This window comes from Streptomyces sp. NPDC090108, from assembly GCF_044747185.1.
GTDB lineage: Bacteria > Actinomycetota > Actinomycetes > Streptomycetales > Streptomycetaceae > Streptomyces.
Window position 1 is genome coordinate 16,086 of the sequence record NZ_JBIVDQ010000008.1, and the last position, 21,262, is coordinate 37,347.

Genomic DNA, 21,262 nt, shown 5'->3' on the forward strand with positions numbered 1-21,262 from the left:
CCGACGTTAGCGCGCGGTCGCGGGGTTGGCGGGGGAATACTCCGGAGCGGACCAGCGCAGCGGCACGGCCGCCTCGGTGGCGAGGACCTCCGTGACGGTGAAGCGGACCGTGCGTGCGCCGTCGGGGCCGAACCCGGTGTGCGCCTCGCCGGTGAGCTGGAGGGTGGTGCCGGTCGTCCAGTCCAGGAGGAGCAGCCCGGCGCGGGGGTCGGTGCGCAGGTTGCCGAGGGTGAGGAACATGGCGTTGCCGGGATAGTCGGGCCAGGTGAGTTCGCGCGGTGAAGCGACCGTCACGAAGCCGGGGTTGCCGCCGCGGTGGCTGACGTCGGCGCCGGCGCCGTGCACGGTGGCGAGGAAGAAGGTGTCGGCGGACTCGACGAACTCCACCTGTTCTGGCGTCAGTTCGGGCGTGCGGCGCGGGAGGCCGGGTGTGCGGCCCCCGAGGAGTTCGAAGGACTCCCTGCGCTGGATGTATCTGGGGCAGTTGGCGAAGACCTGGTCGGCCTCGACGGCGAAGCCCCGGGAAGTGGGGCGCAGGCGGCCGTTGAGGCGCATCCGACGGCGGGTGCGGGGGTCGAGCGCGAGGGTCCCGACGCGGGTGCCGGGGGTGGCCAGGGCGAGGGCGAGCGGACCGCCCGGGGACAGCTCTCCCCCGGCTCCCCCGGCTCCGGCGGCTCCGGCGGCTCCGGCGGTTCCGGCGGTGACGGACGGCTGCCCGGCAGCGGTGGCGCCGGGCACCGGACCGGCAGCGGGCGTCCGCCCGGGGGCCGTGGTGAGGGACGGCCGCCCGGGGCCGGTGGTGAGGGACATCTGCCCGGGTCCGGTGGTGACCGACATCTGTCCGGGGCCGGTGGCCCGGACGAAGCCGGGTGCTCCGGCGAGCGGCGCGGCCCACACGCGCCCGGTGTCCGGGGCGGCCGCGCCCACGATCAGCAGCGGCTGGAGCTCCAGGAAGGCCGCGGCGACCGGCTTGATGTCCCGGCCCAGGGACCGGCCGACGTGGTCGGCCCGCTCGCGGACGCCCGCCAGATCCTGGAGGGCCCGCGAGCCCGCGTGGTAGACGTCCGGGACGCCGGCCGCACCCACGGCACCCGTCACGCTCGTCGCGCCCGCGGCACCCGTCACGTTCGTCGCGTTCGTCGCGTTCACAGCACCTGTCGCGTTCGTCGCGTTCACGGCGTTCATCGCGTCACCGGTCCTCGCGCCTAGAAGAAACCGCAGGTCGGAGTGGCACCGTGCGGGGCCGGGGCACCCTCGGCGCCGTCGGGGACGGAGATCTCCAGGCGGGTGCCGTCGGGGTCGTGGAAGAAGATCCCGCCCGAGGCGCCGCTTTCCCGGTGGGCGACGAGGCCCTCGTGGGCGAAGACCGCTCCGGCGGCGCGCAGCGCGCTCTCGTAGGCCCGGACCCGGTCCGCCGAGTCGGCGGTGAAGGCGAGGTGGTGCAGTCCGGCGCGCCCGGCGTCGTACGCGCCCCGCGCCTGCTGCCAGAGGGTGAGCACGGGAGTGCCGTCCCCGCCGGGGGCGCCGAGGAAGGCGTAGCGGCGGTCGTCCTCCTTGCCCTCGGCGAGCAGCGGGAAGCCGAGGACGTCCCGGTAGAAGGCGAGGGAGCGGTCGAGGTCGGTGACGTTGATGCCGGTGTGGCCGCTGCGCAGGGTCATGGCTCCGCCTTTCGGTGTTTCTGCCGTCGATGCACTTCTAACCTTCTACAGTCACGCTAGAAGGTTAGATGCGAGGCGTCAACCGCTCACGTAACCTTGAACGGTTAGATGAAAGGGAGTGCCCGATGTCCGCTGCCGCCCGTGACCCGCGTCCCCTCACCGGCGAGCCCCTCGCGCTCGACCTGCTCAACACGCGCTGGAACGAGGAGGGCGCCGGCCGGGACCTGTTCGACCGCCCCGACGGGCTCGCGGTGTGGCTGGCGGCCAACGGGCTCGACGCCGCGCACCCGGCCTCCCCGGAGGCACTGAGCCATCTGCGCCGGGCACGCGAGGCGCTCGCGGTCGCGGTGGCCACCTCCCCGGAGGAGGGGGCCCCGCTCGTGGACGCCGTCCTCGCACACGGCCGCGTCCGGCTCCGGCTGACGGCGCGGGGGCCCGCCGAGGAGCCCGAGTTCGCCGACCCGGCCTGGGGGCCGGCGTGGCTCGCCGCCCGGAACTACCTGGACCTGCTCGCGAAGGCCCCGGACCGGATCCGGGTGTGCGCGCACGACAGCTGCGTGCTGCGCTTCTTCGACACGTCCCGCAACGGCACCCGCCGCTGGTGCTCGATGGCGGCCTGCGGCAACCGTGCCAAGGCCTCCCGCCACTACGCCCGCTCGAAGGACGCCTGAGCCCCCGGGAACCCCTCCCCCGGACCGCGCGGGGAGGCGCATGTCACACCCGGGACGGCGCCGGCCGGGCGGGCGGCGCCGGACGGCACAGATTGCGGCGGGGCGCGCCCGGTGAGGGAATATCTGCAGCTCAACGGGGTGTCGGACGAAGGTCCGGAACCGTCCGCCGGGTGCGTATGTCCCACTCTTCGGGCATGCTCCGCAAAGAAGTGGACAGGCTGGCCGGGGTCGGCCGCATGATGGAAAGGCCCGGTCACGCCGGGTACAGGCACAGAACGGACAGAGGGAGTCACCGTGAGGGTCGGAATCGTCGGAGCCACCGGTCAGGTCGGCACGGTCATGCGCGGGATCCTCAAGGAGCGGGACTTCCCCGTCACCGAACTGCGCCTGTTCGCCTCGGCCCGTTCGGCCGGCACCGTGCTGGACGGCGTGACGGTGGAGGACGCGGCGACCGCCGACTACACGGGCCTGGACATCGTGCTGTTCTCCGCCGGCGGCGCGACCTCGAAGGCGCTCGCGGAGAAGGTCGCCGCCCAGGGCGCGGTCGTCATCGACAACTCCTCGGCGTGGCGCAAGGACCCCGAGGTGCCGCTGGTGGTCTCCGAGGTGAACCCGCACGCGATCGCGGACCGCCCCAAGGGCATCATCGCCAACCCGAACTGCACCACCATGGCCGCGATGCCGGTCCTGAAGCCGCTGCACGAGGAGGCGGGCCTGGAGGCGCTGGTCGTCGCCACCTACCAGGCGGTGTCCGGCTCCGGCCTGGCGGGCGTGGCCGAGCTGCACGGCCAGGCCCAGAAGGTCGTCGCGGACGCCGACAGGCTGACCCACGACGGCTCGGCGGTCGACTTCCCCGAGCCCGGCGTCTACAAGCGCCCCATCGCCTTCAACGTGCTCCCGCTGGCCGGATCGATCGTCGAGGACGGCCGGTACGAGACCGACGAGGAGCAGAAGCTGCGCCACGAGTCCCGCAAGATCCTGGAGATCCCGGGTCTGAAGGTCTCCGGCACCTGTGTGCGCGTCCCGGTCTTCTCCGGTCACTCCCTCCAGGTCAACGCCCGTTTCGCCCGCCCGATCAGCCCCGAGCGCGCGACCGAGCTGCTGGCGGACGCGCCGGGTGTCGTGCTGTCCGACATCCCGACCCCGCTCCAGGCGGCCGGCCAGGACCCGTCGTTCGTCGGCCGGATCCGCCGGGACGAGACCGCGGACAACGGTCTGGCCCTGTTCGTCTCCAGCGACAACCTCCGCAAGGGCGCCGCGCTGAACGCGGTGCAGATCGCGGAGCTGGTCGCCGCGGAGCTGTCCGCGAAGTAGCGCGACGGCGCGCGTCAGGGGCGGCCGCCACCGGGTGGCCGCCCCTGACGCGCGCCCGCCACCGGACCGGGGCATCGCCTTCCCCAGGGCTCCATGGAAGGATGGCGCAACCCACACATAACGAGGAGATGACCGCGTGCCTGGCACAAACCTGACTCGCGAAGAGGCGCAGCAGCGGGCGAAGCTGCTCACCGTTGACTCGTACGAGGTCGATCTCGACCTCTCCGGCGCGCAGGAGGGCGGGACCTACCGGTCCGCGACCACGGTGCGTTTCGACGTCGCCGAGTCCGGTGCCGAGTCCTTCATCGACCTGGTCGCACCGGCGGTGCGCGAGGTGACGCTGAACGGGGACGCGCTCGACCCCGCCGAGGTCTTCGAGGACTCGCGGATCGCGCTGCCCGGACTGCTCCAGGGCCGCAACGTCCTGCGGGTCGTCGCCGACTGCGCCTACACCAACACCGGTGAGGGCCTGCACCGGTTCGTCGACCCGGTCGACGAACAGGCTTACCTGTACACCCAGTTCGAGGTGCCGGACGCCCGCCGCGTGTTCGCCTCCTTCGAGCAGCCGGACCTGAAGGCGACCTTCCAGTTCACCGTGAAGGCCCCCGAGGGCTGGACGGTCATCTCCAACTCGCCGACCCCGGAGCCCAAGGACAACGTCTGGGCGTTCGCTCCGACCCCGCGCATCTCGTCGTACATCACGGCGCTGATCGTGGGCCCGTACCACTCGGTGCACAGCGTGTACGAGAAGGACGGGCAGAGCGTGCCGCTGGGCATCTACTGCCGGCCCTCGCTCGCCGAGTTCCTCGACTCGGACGCGATCTTCGAGGTCACGCGGCAGGGCTTCGACTGGTTCCAGGAGAAGTTCGACTACGCGTACCCCTTCGAGAAGTACGACCAGCTGTTCGTGCCGGAGTTCAACGCGGGCGCGATGGAGAACGCGGGCGCGGTGACCATCCGCGACCAGTACGTCTTCCGGTCCAAGGTGACGGACGCCGCGTACGAGCTGCGCGCGGAGACGATCCTGCACGAGCTGGCCCACATGTGGTTCGGCGACCTGGTCACCATGGAGTGGTGGAACGACCTCTGGCTGAACGAGTCGTTCGCCACCTACACCTCCATCGCCTGCCAGGCGTACGCGCCGGGCAGCAGCTGGCCGCACGCGTGGACCACGTTCGCCAACTCGATGAAGACGTGGGCGTACCGGCAGGACCAGCTGCCCTCCACGCACCCGATCATGGCCGAGATCCGCGACCTCGACGACGTCCTCGTCAACTTCGACGGCATCACCTACGCCAAGGGCGCGAGCGTGCTGAAGCAGCTCGTCGCGTACGTCGGCATGGACGAGTTCTTCACGGGCGTGCAGGCGTACTTCAAGCGCCACGCGTTCGGCAACACGCGCCTGTCCGACCTGCTGGGCGCCCTGGAGGAGACCTCCGGCCGCGACCTGGGGACCTGGTCGCAGAAGTGGCTCCAGACGGCCGGCATCAACATCCTGCGCCCGGAGATCACCGTCGGCGCCGACGGTGTCATCACCTCCTTCGCCGTCCGCCAGGAGGCCCCGGCGCTGCCCGCCGGCGCCAAGGGCGAGCCGGTGCTGCGCCCGCACCGCATCGCCATCGGCTTCTACGACCTCGACGAGGCCGGCAAGCTGGTGCGCACCGAGCGCGTCGAGCTGGACGTCGACGGCGAGCTGACGGCCGTACCGCAGCTCGACGGCAAGCGCCGCCCGGCGGTCGTCCTGCTCAACGACGACGACCTGTCGTACGCCAAGGTCCGCCTGGACGAGGAGTCCCTCGCCTTCGTGACGGAGCACCTGGGCGACTTCGCGGAGTCCCTGCCGCGCGCCCTGTGCTGGGCGTCGGCCTGGGACATGACCCGCGACGGGGAGCTCGCCACCCGCGACTACCTGTCCCTGGTGCTGTCCGGCATCGGCAAGGAGTCCGACATCGGCGTCGTGCAGTCGCTGCAGCGGCAGGTGAAGCTGGCCGTCGACCTGTACGCCGACCCGGCCGCCCGCGAGGCCCTGCTGACCCGCTGGACCGACGCCACGCTGGCCCACCTGCGTGCCGCCGAGGCGGGCGGCGACCACCAGCTCGCCTGGGCGCGTGCGTTCGCCGCGACCGCGCGCACCCCGGAGCAGCTGGACCTGCTGGAGGCGCTGCTGGACGGCACCCAGACCGTCGAGGGCCTGGTCGTCGACACCGAGCTGCGCTGGACGTTCGTGGAGCGCCTCGCGGCGGTCGGCCGCTTCGACGAGGCGGAGATCGCCTCCGAGTACGAGCGGGACCGGACCGCGGCCGGTGAGCGGCACGCGGCCACCGCCCGCGCCGCGCGTCCGACGGCCGAGGCCAAGGCCGAGGCCTGGGCGTCGGTCGTCGAGTCCGACAAGCTGCCGAACGCGGTGCAGGAGGCCGTGATCGCCGGCTTCGTGCAGACCGACCAGCGTGAGCTGCTGGAGCCGTACACGGACACGTACTTCGCGGCCGTGAAGGACGTCTGGGACTCGCGTTCGCACGAGATCGCCCAGCAGATCGCGGTCGGCCTGTACCCGTCGGTCCAGGTCTCCGAAGAGGTCCTGGCCAAGACGGACGACTGGTTGTCCGCCGCCGAGCCGAACGCGGCCCTGCGCCGCCTCGTCTCGGAGTCCCGCGCGGGCATCGAGCGGGCGCTGAAGGCCCAGGCCGCGGACGCGGCGGCCGCCGCCGCGTAACCGGCTCCCGTACGACGGCGAGGGGCGCCCGGCAGCACGCCGGGCGCCCTTCGCCGTGCGCGGGAGCCCTTCGTCGGGTGCGGCCAGCCTTCGCCGTGTGCGGGCGCCCTTCGCCGTGCGTGCCGCCCGGGGCGCGTCCCGCCCGCCGCGCCGCGAGGACGGCGTCCGGATACCGCCGGAGACCGGCCGGGCGGCGGGCCACGCTTGCGGCATGACCACACACACCGCCCGTCCGCTGCCCTCCGCGGCCCTGCGGGAACTGCGCGTCCGCGACGACGCGGGCCGTCCCATGGCCCCCTTCACGGACGAGGAGGGCGGTTCACCGCTGCGCTGCTGTCTGCGGCACAGCGTGCCCGGCGAACGGATCGCCCTGGTGTCGTACGCCCCTCTGCGCCGCTGGGCCGCCGGGACGGGCACCGACCCGGGCGCCTACGACGAGGTGGGTCCCGTCTTCGTCCACGCCGGGGAGTGCTCCGGGCCGGAGGGCGGGTCCCTGCCCTTCACCGGTGCCCGCCGCGCGGTCCGCCGTTACTCCGCCGACGGCCGCATCCTGGGCGGCCGTCTGGTCGAGGACCCGGCCGGAGCGGAGCCGGCTTTCGCGGACGCGTTCGCCGAGGCCTTCGCCGATCCCGAGGTGGCGCTCGTCCATGTGCGGGCGGTGGAGTACGGGTGCTTCCTGTACGAGGTGCGGCGCCCGTAGGCCCCGGCCGGCCGGGCCGCGCTCACGCCCGCCCAGCTGCCCCGCGAGGGTCGCCCCCAGCGCCAGCGCCATGCCCGTGAGCTGGACCGGCGTGAGCGTCTGCCCGAGCAGCGCCCAGCCCAGGGTGGCCGCGGTCAGCGGGGAGAGCGGGCCGAGGAAGCCGGCCCGGGTGGCGGTGAGCCGGCCGATGCCGCGGAACCAGAGCCAGTAGGCGAGGGCGGTGTTGACCAGGGCGAGGTAGAGGTAGCCCCCGGCGGCGCGGCCGTCCAGCGCCGGAGGGGCGCCCTCCACCAGGAGGGCCACCGGGGCGATGATCAGGCCGCCCGCGGTGAGCTGCCAGCCGGTGAGGGCGAGCGGTCCGACGCCGTCGGGGCGTCCCCACCGCTTCGTCAGCACCGTCCCGGCCGCCATCGACGCGGTGGACGCCAGCGCCGCCAGCACCCCGGTCGCGTCGAGCCCGCCGGCTCCCTTGAGGACGACCAGGCTGACGCCGGCCGCCGCCGCGGCACCGCTGAACAGCGCGCGCGGCGCGGGGCGCCGGCCGAGCAGCGGCGCGGAGAGGCCGACGACGAACAGCGGTCCGGCGGAGCCGACGACGGCGGCCGTCCCGCCGGGCAGCCGGTACGCGGCGAGGAAGAGCAGCGGGAAGAACGCGCCGATGTTCAGCGCCCCCAGGACGGCGGCCCGCGCCCACCAGACACCGCGCGGCCGCACCCGGGTCAGGGCGAGGAGCAGCAGCCCGGCGGGCAGGGCGCGCGTCAGGGCCGTGAACAGCGGGCGGTCCGGCGGCAGGAACCCGGTGGTGACGGCGTAGGTGGTGCCCCAGGACACGGGGGCCAGGGCGGTGAGCAGGACGGTGGCTGGTGTCTTCATGACCGGGTTCCGGTGGGTGAGAGAGAGGAGGAGCGGCGCGGAAGGGAGCGGAGGGGGCGCCTGCTGCCGGGAGCCGGTTCCCGCGAGCCGGGAACGCCGTTCCGGGAGGGGGCGGTTCAAGCTCCGACGGGGGTGAGGGGCGGGGTGCCGTCCGTGCGGGTGCCGTCCGTGCGGGTGCCGGCCGTGCGAGTGCCGTCCGTGCGGGTGCCGTCCGGGGGCAGCGGCCGTACCGCTTCCGGGGGCAGCCGGCGCTCCACGCCCAGCAGCAGGCCGGCGGCGGCGGCCGTGGTGAGGATGAGGAAGGCCCAGGGCAGCCGGCCGTCCACCGCGAGCAGGGTGGTGAACAGCGACGGCGTCACGGCCTTCGCCAGGGACCAGGAGATCTGATAGGCCGCCATGTACCGGCCGCGCGCCTCGTCGGGCGCCGCCGACACGGCGAGCACCTCGGCCGCGGGACTGTGGATCAGCTCGCCGGCCGTGTGGACGACGATCGCGGCGGTGAGGGCGCCGCCGAGCAGCAGCGTGCCCTCCGGACGCAGGGTGCCGAGCACGATCTGGAGGGCGAACGCGGCGGCGAACAGGAGCCCGCCCAGCGCGGCCGCCCGGGTGCGCCGGGCGCCGGTGCGGCGGACCCGCGCACCGACGGAGACTCCCGCGGCCGCGCACAGCACGGTGTTGAGCGTGAACGCCGAGCCGGTGAGCGCCGCGGGCGCGTGCAGCCACTCCACCAGGAAGAGCGGGAAGAGCACGGTGAGGGACGAATAGTTCAGCGCGTTCAGGAAGTTGGCGCCGGTCACCATCAGGAACGGGCGGTCGGCGAGGACGAGCCGGTAGCCCGCACCGGTCCGGCGGACCGTGCCCTCGCCGGCCGGACGCACCGGCTTCAGCGGACGCAGCAGCAGCGCGGCGAGCGCGAAGGTGAGGGCATTGCCCCAGGCGGTGAAGGTGAATCCGGCGGGGCCGGCGAAGGCGATGACCATCGAGGCCAGCAGCGCGCCGGCGCCGTAACCGGCGTTCTGGAGCGCCCGGACGGCGGCCTGGAGCCGGTCGCGCCCGGCGCCGCGCGCCACCTCGCCGAGCAGGGCCTGCTGGGCGGCCGGGTAGGCCCGGTCGGCGGCTGCGGTGACCAGGGCGACGAGCGCGAAGGCGGCGAGGGAGCGGGCGAAGGGGTAGCAGGCGAAGCCGGCGGCCCGCACGCCGTAGAGCACGTACTGCACGCGCCGCGCGCCGTAGCGGTCGACGGCCGCCCCGGCGAGCGGGAGCGCGGCGAGCCCCAGGAGTCCGGTGACCGTGAGCACGGCGCCCACGGTCGTGAAGGGCAGTCCGGTGACCTGACGGAAGAACACGAGCGTGAACGGGACGTACATCCCGGTGCCGATGCCGTTGACCGCGGCGGCCGCGGGGAGCGCCCACGCGCCCGGCACCTCCGGGTGCTGTCCGTGCTCCTGCCGTGCCCGGTCCTGCCGTGCCTGGTGCTGTCGTGCTCGATGCTGTCGTGCCCCGTCCTGCCGTGGCATGCCGGCCCCCTCCGTACGCGGTTCGAGAAAAATAGCTTAGCGCTAAGCAACTTACTGTCAAGCTACTTTCTTGCGATCGAACCGTCCGCGGACGGATACTCACCCCATGACCTCCACGCCTCACCCCCGGCAGCCCTCCGGGGACCCCGTCGACACGATCGTCGGCCAGTGGGCCGAGGTACGGCCCGACCTCGACACCCGGGCGATGGAGGTCTTCGGCCGCGTCTACCGGCTGTCGCGCGCGATGGGCGACCGGATGGAGAAGGCGTACGCCCGGTTCGGCGTCTCCCGCGGGGAGTTCGACGTCCTCGCCACCCTGCGCCGCTCGGGCGAGCCGTACACCCTCTCGCCCCGCGAGCTGTCGGCGACGCTCATGCTCACCACCGGCGGCATGACCGGACGCCTCGACAAGCTGGAGCGGGCCGGTCTGCTGCGCCGCTCCCCCGACCCGCACGACCGGCGGGGTCTGCGCGTGACGCTCACGGACGAGGGGCTGACGCTGATCGACGCGGCGGTCGGCGCGGGCCTGGCCGAGCAACAGGACGCCCTGGCCGCCCTCGACGACGAACAGGCCGGCCAACTGGCCGACCTGTTGAGGCGGTTGCTGCAGGGCGCGACGGAGTAGCGGTATCCGGACCGGGGGCCCGGGGCGCGGCGGGCGGCCCCGCCGGACCGGGGAGACGCGGGACTGGATTTCGCCGGACCGGGGCTCGCCGGGCGGGGTTCGCCGGGCCGGGGTTCGCCAGGCCGGGGTTCGCCGGGCCGGGGTCATGGGGTGCTGGGCGTAAGGGACTTGAGGGGTTGCCCCTTGACGCGGAGGGCGGCCGCGGTGGACAGCGGTCCGCCGCGGCCGCCGCTCAGGCCCCCGGCCCGAGGTGCCGGGCGAGGGCCGCCTCGACGTCCGCCGGGGTGGCGTCATCGGCCGCCCAGGCCACGTACCCGTCGGGGCGCACCAGTACGGTCGTCCGCCGCCCGCTCGCCCAACGCACCACGACCGGCTGCCCGTTGCACCGCCCTTCGCACGACGTCCGCTCCTGCCCGGACCGGGAGCCCGGCTCCGGCTGGGGCTGGGTCCCCGACTGCGACTGCGGCTGGGGCCGGGGCTCCGGCTGGGGCTGGGGCTGCGACTGCGACTGCGGCTGGCGCTGCGACTGCGGGGTGATCAGGACGAACCGGCCGCCACGCAGGGCCTCGTACAGCCGGCCGCCGCCCGCCAGGGCCACGTCCGGGACGCGGGTGCCGGTGAGCCGGTGGGCGCCCCGGGGCGCGGGGTAGCGGTAGCCGATGCCCGTGACCTGCCCCATGGCCTTGCGCCGCACGGGGGCGACGGCGCCGAGGAACGCGACGAGCGCGGTGCGGGCCGCCAGCGTCCAGGGCCGCTTGGCCATGGCGAGCCGCACGATCCCGCCACTGCTGCGCAGCACCGTCCTGCCGACCGGATGCCGCTCCGCCTGATAGCTGTCGAGCAGCCCGGGACCCGCGTCCCCGGCGACGGCCGCGGCGAGCTTCCAGCTCAGGTTGGCGGCGTCCTGCATCCCGGTGTTCATGCCCTGACCGCCGGCCGGGGTGTGCACGTGCGCGGCGTCCCCGGCGAGGAAGACCCGGCCGGCCCGGTAGACGGGCGCCTGGCGTTCGTCGCTGTGGAAGCGGGACAGCCAGCGGGCGTCGTGCATCCCGAAGTCCCGGCCCAGCGCCAGCCGGGTGATCTCCTTGACCTCCGCCAGGTCCACCGGCTCCCGCTCGGGGATGTCACGGCCGCGCTGCCAGCCGATCACCCGGTAGTAGCCGTCCCCGAACGGCACGAGGAACGCGAAGGCGTCCCCGACGGCGTTCGCGGTCAGCAGGTTCGGCGGCTTCTCCGCGAGCAGCACGTCGGCGAGGACGACGGACCGGATCACCGACTTACCCGGGAACGGCACCCCGACCGCCTCCCGCACCGCGCTGCGCATGCCGTCGGCGCCGACGACGTACGCCGCCCGCAGCCGCCCGGCCCGCCCGTCGGGACCACGCACCTCCACGGTCACCCCGTCGGCGTCCTGGCTGAGCGCGGTCAGCTCGGTCTCGTACCGGAAGTCCACGCCCGCCTCGGCCGCCCACCGCTCCAGCACCTTCTCCACCTCGTACTGCGGCAGCACCAGGACGTGGCGGAAACGGGTGGGGAGCGTGCTCAGGTCGAAGGTGAGGCCACCGAAGAGGCGCAGCCGCTCCAGGGGCTTGCCGACGGCCTCCAGGTCATCCGCCAGGCCGCGGGCGTCGAGCTGCTCCAGGGTGCGGGCGTGCAGGACGAAGGCGCGGGAGAGGTTGCTGATCCCGTGGGGCCGCTTTTCGAGGAGGGTGACCCGGACACCGGCGGTGGCGAGGTCGCCGGCGAGGAGGAGACCGGTGGGGCCGGCGCCCACTACGACGACTTCGGCTGTGGCTTCGGCTCCGGCTTCGGGAGCGGCTTCGGCTTCAGCTCCGGCAGCGGCTTCGGCTTCAGCCCCGGGAGCGGTGTCTGCGACGGCCGGGGTGCGTGTGGTGCCTGCGGGGCCTGTGGTGTTGCCGGTGTCAGTGTTGTCGGGGGTGCCGGGGTTGTCGGGGGTGCCGTTCATGGTGGCCTCCTGGATGCCGACGCATGTTTGCCAACGCCCGTTGGTCAACAACTGTTGGTCAACGCTTGTTGGCAACGTTAGGACGGCCCGAGCGGGAAGTCAACGACCGTTGGCCACCACCTGTTGGCCACCCACCGTTGGCGCCACCACTCGTTGGCCACCCACCGTTGGCGCCACCACTCGTTGGCCATCAACCGTTGGCCATCGCTTGTTGGCCATCACTCGTTGGCCTACGCTCGTTGGCATGACCGGCAACGCAAGCAGCAGCGGCGCTCGCCGCTCGGACGCCACCCGTACCGCGATCCTCGCCGCCGCACGCGAGCGGTTCGCCGGCGACGGCTACGAGCGGGCGACGATCCGGGCCATCGCCAAGGACGCGTCCATCGACCCCTCCATGGTGATGCGCTATTTCGGCAGCAAGGAGGGTCTCTTCGCCGCGGCCGTCACGCTGGATCTGCGGATGCCCGATCTGACGGAGGTGCCGCGCGAGGAGGTCGGACGGGCGCTGGTCACCCACTTCCTCGAACTGTGGGAGAGCAACGAGGAGCTGACCGCGGTGCTCCGGGTCGGCGTCACCAACCAGGGCGGGGCCGAACGGCTCCAGGGTGTCTTCCGGAACCAGCTGCTCCCGGTGGCGCGGCAGGTGTGCCCCGATCCCGAGCAGGTGCCGGCGCGGGCCGCGCTGGTCGCGGCGCAGGTCCTCGGGCTCGCGCTCACCCGTTACGTACTGCGGCTGCCCGCGGCGATGGCGCTGTCGCACCAGGAGGTCGTGGCGTGGGCGGGCCCGGTCGTGCAGCGGTATCTGACCGCGCCGAGCCCCTGATCCGTACGGGGCTGCGGGGGCGCTGAAGCGGGCCGCCTAAATGCCGGGCCACTGAGCCACCGGGGCGCCCCCGGACTGCCGAGGGCGCCGGACTGCCGAGGGCATCAGGGCACCGCACCGGACCACCGGGGATCGGGCGCGCCGGGGTGGGGAAACGCCGAGGGCGCCGTCCTCGTCCACCCGCGTGCGGCACGCGTGCGGAGCGGAGGACCGGCGCCCTCGGCGAAAAAGAACCGTCGGTGGTGTCGGGCCCTGGTGTCAGGCCTTGGCGCCGGCCTTGGACGAGGAACCGCCCTTGGTGACGCGGACCTTGGAGCGGTCCAGCACCATGACCAGGCCGGCGATGACGGCGAACAGGGCGAGCGGGATCAGCACGTACAGACCCACGGTCTCGATGGCGCTCAGACCTTGGCCGGGGTCGTCACCGTCGTCGCGGGCCAGCGCGAGCGCGGGGGACGACATGAGCAGCATCATCAGCGTCGTACCGGCGGCCAGGGCGCCGGCGCGCAGGGGGTTCTTCTTGTCCACGTTCCCCAAGTTAGCGAACGGCCGGACGGCGCGCGCGCCCGGGGTGCCGACTTCAGGCGCCGGGCGGCCCCGGTGGCTCGCGCAGGACGTCCAGCAGTGCCCTCAGCCGTGGTGAGCCGGTCAGTTGCTCCAGGGTCACCGGGCGTCCGTCCGCGTCCGCGACCGGGAGCCGCCAGTTGGGGTACTGGTCCCAGGTGCCGGGAAGGTTCTGCGGGCGGCGGTCGCCGATGCCGTCGGGGAGCCAGACGCCGATCAGCCGGGCCGGGGTGCGCAGCAGGAACCGGTGCACGGCCTGGATCTCCGCCTCCTCCTCCGTCCCTTCCGCCGGACCTCCCTGCGGACTCTCCGCCGCCGGACCTCCTTCCGGACTCTCCTCCGCCCTCTCCCTCTCCTCGGCCGGGCCGGACGTCCCGCCAAAGGCACCGGCGGCACCGGAGTCCGCGGCGCCGCCCGAGGGTGCACTGGAGCCGGGGGTGCCGTGCGCGGGCGCACCTGAGCCGGGGGTGCCGGGCGAGGACTCGCCGGAGCCGGGGGTGCCGTGTGCGGGACGGTGGTCGAGGAGGCCCAGTCCGTTCAGCAGGGCGAGCCACTCCGCCGCGTCCGCCGTGGCCTCGGCGCGCTCCTCGGAGGCCGGGCGGGTGAGCAGGCCGAGGCGGTCGCGCAGGTCGACGTGCTCGCCGGTGAGCCGGGCGGCGGTGGAGGGCAGGTCGTGGGTGGTGGCGGTGGCCACGCAGTCGGCCCGCCAGCGCTCCGGCGGCAGCGGGCGGCCGTCGCCGTCCCAGTCCCGCTCGAACCACAGCACGGAGGTGCCGAGCACCCCGCGCCGCCCCAGCACCTCGCGGACGCCCGGCTCCACGGTGCCCAGGTCCTCGCCGATCACCACGGCACCCGCGCGGGAGGCCTCCAGGGTGAGGAGGGCGAGCATGGCGTCGGCGTCGTAGCGGACGTAGGTGCCGTCCGTCGGCGGCTGCCCCTGGGGGACCCACCACAGCCGGAACAGGCCCATGACGTGGTCGATGCGCAGGGCTCCGGCGTAGCGGAAGAGGGCCCGCAGGAGCTGGCGGTAGGGGGCGTGGCCGGAGGCGGCGAGCCGGTCGGGGCGCCACGGCGGCAGGCCCCAGTCCTGGCCGCGGGCGTTGAAGGCGTCGGGGGGCGCGCCGACCGACATCCCGGCGGCGAAGTGGTCCTGCTGGGCCCAGGCGTCGGCGCCGACGGGGTGCACGCCGACGGCCAGGTCGTGCACGATCCCGACGGGCATCCCGGCCTCGCGGGCGGCGCGCTGGGCGGCGCGGAGCTGTCCGTCGGTCAGCCAGGCGAGGCGGGTGTGGAACTCGACGCGGTCGGCGAGGGCGGCGCGTTCGGCGGCGGTGGCGGCCGAGCGCGGGTCGCGCAGGGGCTCGGGCCAGCAGGGCCAGTCGGGGCCGTGGCGCTCGGCGAGGGCGTACCAGGTGGCGTGGTCCTCCAGGGCCTGCCCCTCCTCGGCGCGGTAGGCGTCGTAGGCGGCCTGCCGGCCGGGCCCGAGGGGGACGGCGAGGACCAGTTCCAGGGCCTGCCGTTTCAGTTCCCACACCGCGTCGCGGTCGATGAGGGCGTCCTTGTCGAGGACGCCGGCGCGCAGCCGCTCGGCGCGTTCCAGGAGGAGGCGCAGGCGGTCCTGGTCCTCGACATGCGCGTACTCGGGGATCTGTTCGATCCGCAGGTGTACGGGGTCGGGGAAACGGCGTGAGGAGGGCCGGTACGGCGAGGGGTCGGTCGGGGCGCCGGGCACGGCCGCGTGCAGCGGGTTGACCTGCACGAATCCGGCTCCGGCGGTGTGCCCGGCCCAGCCGGCCAGTTCGGCGAGGTCGCCGAGGTCGCCCATGCCCCAGGACCGGCGCGACAGGAGCGAGTACAGCTGCACGAGGAGGCCGTAGGAGCGGGTGGCGGGGGTGGGCAGGCGGTCGGGGGCGACGATGAGGTGGGTGTGGCCGGTGCGTCCGTCCGGCGCGGTGGCCGTCACCCGGTGCACGCCGGGCGGCAGCCCCTCGATCCGGCCCCCGGGCGGCAGCAGCCCCCCGGTCGGGTCGTGGGCCGGCGGCCCGGAGGCCGGGTCGAGCCCGTCCTGCGGGCCGGTCTCGGCCCGGACATGCAGCCGGGTGCCGGGCGGCAGCGCGGTGAAGGCGTCGGGCAGCCTCGGGGAACCGGCCCACCACACGACGGTGGGGGGCAGCAGTTGCTCGCGCAGCTCGCGTTCCCGCGCGGCGAGCGCGGCGCTCACGGCACCGGGGGTGCTCGCGTCGACGTCGAGGGCGGCGAGGGCGGCGATGACGGCGGCCGCGGACACCGCGACCGTGCGGCCGGGGGACGGGCTGTAGGAGGTGGCGACCCCGTGCAGGTCGGCGAGCCGGGACAGCTCCGCGTCGTCGCGCGCCGCGTCCATCTACAGCCCCGCGCCGAAGGAGACCGGGACCGGGTCGGACCCGCCGCCCAGCGCGGTGGTGTCGGCGAGCGGCGGCTCGCTGGTGAGCGGTTCCGCGTCGGGCAGCGGCGGCTCGCTGGTCAGCGGGGTCTCGGCGCAGGCGCTCTCCGCGCTGAAGACGCACACCGGCGCCCAGGAGCCGTCCGCGGACGGCTCCTCCTCGGGTTTCCACTGGGCCGGGATGGGGGCACGAGCCGGTACGGCCACGGGAGGCCTCCTCGTCGTCACGTCGGGTACGGCTTCTGGCGGGTCTCGAGAAGCCCTACCCCGTGGACGCGAAGGCAGACACACAGACACGGACAAGGTGCTGCATATGTCCGGGGTCCGGCCGGATGTCCGCATGCCGGACGGCCGCGGTGCGGCGCGCCGTGGCGTGGCGTGGCGTGGCGGCCACGGTGCGGATGGTGCGGCGTGGCGGACGGCCGCGGTGCGGATGGCGCGGCACGGCGGTCCGCGACAGCGGCACCGACACCAGCACCAGCCATCTCGTGCGGCACTCGTGAACCACCGGCGGCCGGCTCGTCGATAGAGGGGGTGTGAGACTGTTCCGCCCCATGGGGGGCCACCGGGAGAAGGACGGTGCGGACGGTGACGCGGCACTGCTGCGGGCCGTCGCAGCGGGGGACTCGGCGGCGCTGGCCGACCTGTACGACCGGCACGCGGGATGGCTGCACGCGCGGCTGACGCGGCGCTGCGCCGATCCGGAGGTCGTGCGGGAGGTGCTGCAGGACACCTTCGTGACCGTGTGGCGGTCGGCCGCCGGGCATCGCGGGCAGGAGGCCGGCGGCTGGCTGTGGACGATCGCGGCCCGCCGCCTGGTGGACGCGCGGCGGGCGCACGAGCGCGCCACGCGGGTCGCCGGACCGTCTCTGGAGGAGGGGGCGCCGGGGCGGTACGACACCGGCGCCGCGCCCTCCGCCGAGGACCGGGTGCTGGCCGGGCTGGAGTACGGCGATGTCGGCACCGCCCTCGCGCGGATCTCACCGGAGCTGCGCGAGGTGCTGCGGGCGACGGTCGTCGACGGGCTGAGCACCCGTGAGGCGGCCGGGCTGCTCGGCATACCCGAGGGCACGGTCAAGTCCCGGGCCCGCCGCGCCCGGGCCGAACTGCGCGCGGCGCTCGATCAGTTGAACCCGTCTCTGGTGGGAGGCACGGCATGACGAACGCCGGCACGCACATCTGGCACGCCGACGAGGACCTCGCCGGACGGTACGCCGACGGCTCCCTGCCGGAGCCGGAGGCGTGGTCCCTGGAGACGCACGTGGAACGGTGCTCGGGGTGCGCGGCCCTGGTGTCGCGGGCGGTGCGCGCCACGGCGGCGGGACCGCTCCTCGCGGAGATGCGGGAAGCGGTGCTGGGCGCGCTGCCAGTAGCGGCTTCGGTCTCGACCTCAACTCCCTTGGGGTGTACGGCTTCGGCCTCAACCCCCTTGGGGCGTAAGGCACCGGCTGCGGCGGAGGCCGCGGTACCGGCGCCCGGGGTGCCCGCGTGGGGCGGCCCGGTCCGTGAACACCGCCCGGCGGAGGCCGGGTTCACGCGGTCCGGCGCGCTGTCCCGGCTCCGCGGCCTTCCCCGGTCCGCGCGCCTCACGCGGCGTCACCCGCTCCCCCGGTCCGCCCGGCTCCTGTGGGCCGCCGGGCCCGCGGTGCGCGGGGCGTGGCTGCCGGCCGTGCTGGTCGTGGCCGCGGGGGCGATGGCCCTGGGCCTGGGCGGCGGGTTCTCCGGTACGCGGGCGCTGCTGCTGGCGATCGCGCCCGTCGTGCCGGTCGCTGGCGTGGCGCTGTCCTACGGCCCGCACGCCGACCCGATGTACGAGGTCGCGGCGGCCAGCCCGGGCGGCGGACTGCGCCTCGCGCTCACCCGGACGCTGGCCGTCCTCGCGGTGAGCCTGCCCCTGCTGACGTTCACCGGGCTGCTGCTGCCCGCCTCGGGCGCCCCGGCGGCCGCGGCCTGGCTGCTGCCCGGGCTGGCGCTGACGCTGGTCTCGCTCGCGCTGGCCTCCTTCGTGGGCTGCCGCACGGCGACCGGTGTCACGGCGGGCGGCTGGCTGTGCGCGGTGCTCGCGCCGACGGTCACCGCACCGGCCGCCGAGAGCTCCGCACGCGTGGCCGAGCAGCTCTCCCGCTGCCTCGACGGGGCGGGCACGCAGGGCGCGTGGGCGGCCGCGGCCGCTCTGAGCGCCGTGCTCCTGACGGTCCGCCGGTCGGCGTTCGACAACCTGCTCCCCCGCTGAGGCAGGCCCCCCGTTCCGGCGTCGGCCACGGACCGCGCGGCCGCGCCGGCGGTCCCCCCTGCCCACCCGCACCACCCGCACCCCCTGTGTCACCCAGGCCGCCCGCACCACCTGCGGCACCCGTGCCCCTCGCACCACCCACACGATCCGCACCACCCGTGCCCTTCGCACCACCCGCACCATCCGCACCACCTACGCCACCCGCACCACCTGAACCACCTGAACCACCCGAGCCACCCGAGCCACCCGAGCCACCTGACCACCTGAACCTCTGTCACCACCCCGCAGGGCAGCCACGTGCCGCCCTGCGCCGACCCCGATCCGCCGGCGAAGGCGGCCCACGCGCCGCCCGGCCGGCCGGATCCCTGGAGACACCTTGAGTTCTGTACGCGTGACCGGACTGAGCGTCCGGCACAAGAAGACCGTCGTCCTCGACTCCGTCGACCTGAGCCTCGGCACCGGTGTGCACGGGCTGCTCGGGCCGAACGGCGCCGGCAAGACCTCGCTGATCCGGGTGCTGGCGACCGTGGCCCGGCCGGACGGCGGGTCGGTGGAGATCCTCGGGCAGGACAGCGCCGACCGGCGCGGGCGGTCCGGGATCCGGCGCCGGCTCGGCTATCTGCCGCAGGAGTTCGGCTACTACCCGGGCTTCACCGTGCGGGAGTTCGTGGCGTACGTGGCCTGGCTGAAGGAGATGCCCGCCGACCGCACCCCGGCCGCCGTGGAGCGGGCGGTGGCGCGGGTCGGTCTCACGGACCGCATCGACGACAAGGTCAGGACACTGTCCGGCGGCATGGTCCGCCGGGTCGGCATCGCCCAGGCCGTGGTCAACGAGCCGGACGTGCTGCTGCTGGACGAGCCGACGGCCGGCCTCGACCCCGAGCAGCGGGTGGAGTTCCGCGAGCTGCTGCGCGAACTGGGCGCCGACGCCACGGTGGTGGTCTCCACGCACCTGGTCGAGGACGTGGCGACGGCCTGCACGGACGTCACGCTCGTCGACGCGGGCCGGATCGCCTACCAGGGCACGCCCGACGCCCTCACGGCGCTCGGTGAGGTGTCGGACGACCCCGGCGACCATCCGATCGAACGCGGTTACACCGCGGCGCTGCGGGCGCACCGCCGTTCGCTGGAGAACCAGCGGGCGCAGGGTGCCCCGGCCGGTGTGCGGGAGGCGGTGTGATGACGCTCGTGGACGACCGCGAGAGCCGCGGGGAACGCGACGGCGCCGGCAGCCGCGAGAGCGACGGCCGGAAGGGGACCGGCCGGGGCGGGCCGCGCGCGTGGGCCGCGCATCCGCTGCGGGCCGAGTTCCTGCGGGGCATCGCCCCCTGGACCGGTGCCGCCCTGCTGCTGGTGCTCGGCGTGCTGCTGGCCTGCACCAGCAGGCGGTGGCAGGGCGGCTGGGGCGAGACGGCGCAGGAACTGCACACCGCTCTGGTGATCGCCGTACCGCTGGCCGTGGCCGCGGGCTGCTGGCAGGGCGGACGGGAGCGGCGGCGGGGCACCGAGGAGCTGTGGGCGACGGCCGGGCGGGGACCGCTCGTCCGGCTGGCGGCGTCGGCGCTGCCGGTCGCGTTCTGGCTCGCGGTGGGCTACCTGGCCGCGGCGGCCGCGGCCATGGTCGCGACCTGGCCGTACGCGCAGGGCGACCGGCCGCAGCTCGCGTCGCTGCCGGCGGGCGCGGTGGCCGTGGGTGCCGCGGCGCTCGCCGGTCATGTGGCGGGGCGGCTCGTGCCGGCCCGGCCGTTCGCGCCGTTGCCGGCCCTGGCGGTGTACGCGGGCCTCGCGTGGGCGGAGTACGCCTCGACGCCGTGGAGCTATCTGAGCCCCTCGCAGCAGCTCGGGGGGACCGTGGTGCCGGTGTGGTGGCAGCCGGTGGCGATGGCCGCGTGGACGGGCGGTCTGGCCGCGGCGGCGGCGCTGGTGTACGCGGCGCGCCGCCGGTACACGGCCCTGCTGCCGCTGGCCGCCGCGCTGTGGGCGGCCCTGCTGCTGGTGCAGAACGGGCCGGCCCTGTGGGTCCACAACACCCTCGCCGACCGTCAGGTGTGCGACACCTCCGTGACGCCCGCCGTCTGTGTGAACGCCCGCTACGCGGGGATGCTCCCGCAGGTCACCGGCGCGCTGTCGGGGCTCACGGGGCGGCTGGAGGGCGTACGGCATCTGCCCGCGCGCTGGGCGGACCGCCCGGGCGGGCCGCGTGCCGACGAGGTGGAGCTGCCCATGCTGACGCCGATGGGCTGGCACCAGGTGCGGGGGCGGCTGGTCGATCCGCAGCAGTACGCGTGGGAGGCGCTCGCGGCGCTGCAGTACGGCGACTGCCCGGACACCCAGGATCCGCACCGGGCCGCGGTGGACGACGCGGTGGAGCACTATCTGGCGCCCAGTCCGTTCACCGACGACTTCGACGCGAGGGACGCCCGGGGCTCCGCGGCCGACCGGGCGGAGCTGAAGGCGCGGCTGGTGGCGCGCGGGCACTTGAAGGCGATGGGCGAGGCGCAGCGCCGGGCGTGGCTGTCGTCGTACTTCGCCACCACGCGTGACTGCGACGCGAAGGGGGTGCCGGCGCTGTGACCAGGGGATTCTTTCTGTACGCGCGTTCGCGTGCCGTTCCCGCCGCGCTCGTGGGCCTCGCGGCGACCGCCGTCCTCGCGCTCTGGGCGGCTCATGGGCCGGACACCTTCACCGCTCCGGACGGCCGGGTTCCGCTGGTGGTCCTGGCCCCGCTGATGGCGGCCGCGGCGATCGGCGTGAGCCTGCGCACGGCCTCGGCCGAGCTGGAGCGCACGGCGGTGCGCGCCTGGGGGCCGCGCCGGCTGGTGCAGCTGGTGGGGCTGACCGCGCCGGCGGTGGCGCTGCTGTCGGCGGCCGCGCCGGGACACCCGGGCGGGTTCGGGACGCCGGAGATGATCCGCAACACGCTGGGCTGCGCGGGCATCACGGCGGCCGCGGCGGTGCTGCTGGGGTCGCGGCTGAGCTGGCTGCCCGCGTTCCTCTACGTCGCCTTCGTCTGCCCGGCCTCGCAGGGGACGCAGGGGCGCGCGGCCCTGCTGTGGGCCTGGCCGATGCAGCCGGGCGCGCGGCCGGAGGCCTGGGCGGCGGCGGTGGCCGTGTTCGTGGTGGGCGCGGTGCTGTACGCCGTACGCGGGGCGCGTCCCGAGGGGCCCCGCGCCTGAGAGGCGG

Annotated in this window: 18 protein-coding genes and 1 pseudogene; 11 read left to right on the plus strand and 8 right to left on the minus strand. The window is 74.9% G+C overall.

All coding sequences use genetic code 11. The annotated features are described in order from the left end of the window. Positions 1-6 precede the first annotated feature (6 nt). Together ACIPRD_RS26440 and ACIPRD_RS26445 are read right to left on the minus strand one after the other, a co-directional pair. Positions 7-1,086, minus strand: a complete 1,080-nt coding sequence (locus tag ACIPRD_RS26440; protein WP_401567021.1) for a pyridoxamine 5'-phosphate oxidase family protein — start codon at positions 1,084-1,086, stop codon at positions 7-9. Between the two features lie 119 nt (positions 1,087-1,205). Beyond that, on the minus strand, positions 1,206-1,658 hold the full coding sequence (locus tag ACIPRD_RS26445; protein ID WP_401566498.1) for a VOC family protein: 453 nt from the start codon (positions 1,656-1,658) through the stop codon (positions 1,206-1,208). A 125-nt stretch (positions 1,659-1,783) separates the two neighbouring features. Between ACIPRD_RS26445 and ACIPRD_RS26450 the strand changes: the two genes are divergently transcribed. The 4 genes from ACIPRD_RS26450 to ACIPRD_RS26465 all read left to right on the plus strand — a co-directional run bounded on the left by ACIPRD_RS26450 (position 1,784) and on the right by ACIPRD_RS26465 (position 7,056). Further along, a complete protein-coding gene (locus ACIPRD_RS26450; RefSeq protein ID WP_401566501.1) occupies positions 1,784-2,329 on the plus strand; it encodes a CGNR zinc finger domain-containing protein in 546 nt (181 codons plus the stop codon). A gap of 294 nt (positions 2,330-2,623) precedes the next feature. Next, positions 2,624-3,643 (plus strand): aspartate-semialdehyde dehydrogenase, encoded by a 1,020-nt coding sequence (locus ACIPRD_RS26455; protein ID WP_356397316.1) that lies wholly within the window; start codon positions 2,624-2,626, stop codon positions 3,641-3,643. A 136-nt stretch (positions 3,644-3,779) separates the two neighbouring features. After that, positions 3,780-6,356, plus strand: a complete 2,577-nt coding sequence (gene pepN, locus ACIPRD_RS26460) for an aminopeptidase N (RefSeq protein ID WP_401566503.1) — start codon at positions 3,780-3,782, stop codon at positions 6,354-6,356. A gap of 211 nt (positions 6,357-6,567) precedes the next feature. Further along, positions 6,568-7,056, plus strand: a complete 489-nt coding sequence (locus ACIPRD_RS26465; RefSeq protein WP_401566506.1) for a DUF1203 domain-containing protein — start codon at positions 6,568-6,570, stop codon at positions 7,054-7,056. Here ACIPRD_RS26465 and ACIPRD_RS26470 read toward each other — a convergent pair. Then, positions 7,057-7,929, minus strand: a pseudogene (locus tag ACIPRD_RS26470) (EamA family transporter); the annotation flags it as partial. Between the two features lie 116 nt (positions 7,930-8,045). Continuing rightward, complete coding sequence (locus ACIPRD_RS26475) at positions 8,046-9,446, minus strand: MFS transporter (protein ID WP_401566509.1); 1,401 nt, start codon at positions 9,444-9,446, stop codon at positions 8,046-8,048. A gap of 106 nt (positions 9,447-9,552) precedes the next feature. Here ACIPRD_RS26475 and ACIPRD_RS26480 point away from each other — a divergent pair, with 106 nt between their 5' ends. Further along, complete coding sequence (locus ACIPRD_RS26480; protein ID WP_356397305.1) at positions 9,553-10,071, plus strand: MarR family transcriptional regulator; 519 nt, start codon at positions 9,553-9,555, stop codon at positions 10,069-10,071. A 232-nt stretch (positions 10,072-10,303) separates the two neighbouring features. Here ACIPRD_RS26480 and ACIPRD_RS26485 read toward each other — a convergent pair whose 3' ends face one another. After that, positions 10,304-12,037: an FAD-dependent monooxygenase gene (locus tag ACIPRD_RS26485; RefSeq protein WP_401566512.1), complete on the minus strand. Its 1,734-nt coding sequence runs from the start codon at positions 12,035-12,037 to the stop codon at positions 10,304-10,306. Between the two features lie 244 nt (positions 12,038-12,281). Here ACIPRD_RS26485 and ACIPRD_RS26490 point away from each other — a divergent pair, with 244 nt between their 5' ends. Next, positions 12,282-12,860: a TetR family transcriptional regulator gene (locus ACIPRD_RS26490; protein WP_401566514.1), complete on the plus strand. Its 579-nt coding sequence runs from the start codon at positions 12,282-12,284 to the stop codon at positions 12,858-12,860. A 258-nt stretch (positions 12,861-13,118) separates the two neighbouring features. Here the strand turns inward: ACIPRD_RS26490 and ACIPRD_RS26495 are convergent, their stop codons facing one another. The 3 genes from ACIPRD_RS26495 to ACIPRD_RS26505 are packed head-to-tail and all read right to left on the minus strand — an operon-like array spanning position 13,119 to position 16,053. Then, complete coding sequence (locus ACIPRD_RS26495; protein WP_356397296.1) at positions 13,119-13,388, minus strand: hypothetical protein; 270 nt, start codon at positions 13,386-13,388, stop codon at positions 13,119-13,121. 52 nt (positions 13,389-13,440) lie between these two features. Continuing rightward, on the minus strand, positions 13,441-15,807 hold the full coding sequence (malQ, locus tag ACIPRD_RS26500; protein WP_401566517.1) for a 4-alpha-glucanotransferase: 2,367 nt from the start codon (positions 15,805-15,807) through the stop codon (positions 13,441-13,443). Beyond that, positions 15,808-16,053: a hypothetical protein gene (locus ACIPRD_RS26505; protein WP_356397291.1), complete on the minus strand. Its 246-nt coding sequence runs from the start codon at positions 16,051-16,053 to the stop codon at positions 15,808-15,810. A 347-nt stretch (positions 16,054-16,400) separates the two neighbouring features. Between ACIPRD_RS26505 and ACIPRD_RS26510 the strand changes: the two genes are divergently transcribed. The 5 genes from ACIPRD_RS26510 (at position 16,401) to ACIPRD_RS26530 (ending at position 21,255) form a co-directional block, all read left to right on the plus strand. After that, a complete protein-coding gene (locus ACIPRD_RS26510; RefSeq protein ID WP_401566519.1) occupies positions 16,401-17,006 on the plus strand; it encodes an RNA polymerase sigma factor in 606 nt (201 codons plus the stop codon). Continuing rightward, positions 17,003-18,079, plus strand: a complete 1,077-nt coding sequence (locus tag ACIPRD_RS26515) for a zf-HC2 domain-containing protein (protein WP_401566522.1) — start codon at positions 17,003-17,005, stop codon at positions 18,077-18,079. Before ACIPRD_RS26510 ends, ACIPRD_RS26515 begins: the two co-directional genes overlap by 4 nt. A 391-nt stretch (positions 18,080-18,470) precedes the next feature. Continuing rightward, positions 18,471-19,259, plus strand: a complete 789-nt coding sequence (locus ACIPRD_RS26520) for an ABC transporter ATP-binding protein (protein ID WP_401567024.1) — start codon at positions 18,471-18,473, stop codon at positions 19,257-19,259. Continuing rightward, complete coding sequence (locus ACIPRD_RS26525) at positions 19,259-20,653, plus strand: hypothetical protein (RefSeq protein WP_401566525.1); 1,395 nt, start codon at positions 19,259-19,261, stop codon at positions 20,651-20,653. The genes ACIPRD_RS26520 and ACIPRD_RS26525 overlap by 1 nt, the downstream gene beginning before the upstream one ends. Then, on the plus strand, positions 20,650-21,255 hold the full coding sequence (locus tag ACIPRD_RS26530) for a hypothetical protein (protein WP_401566528.1): 606 nt from the start codon (positions 20,650-20,652) through the stop codon (positions 21,253-21,255). The genes ACIPRD_RS26525 and ACIPRD_RS26530 overlap by 4 nt, the downstream gene beginning before the upstream one ends. The last annotated feature ends 7 nt before the right edge of the window (positions 21,256-21,262 follow it).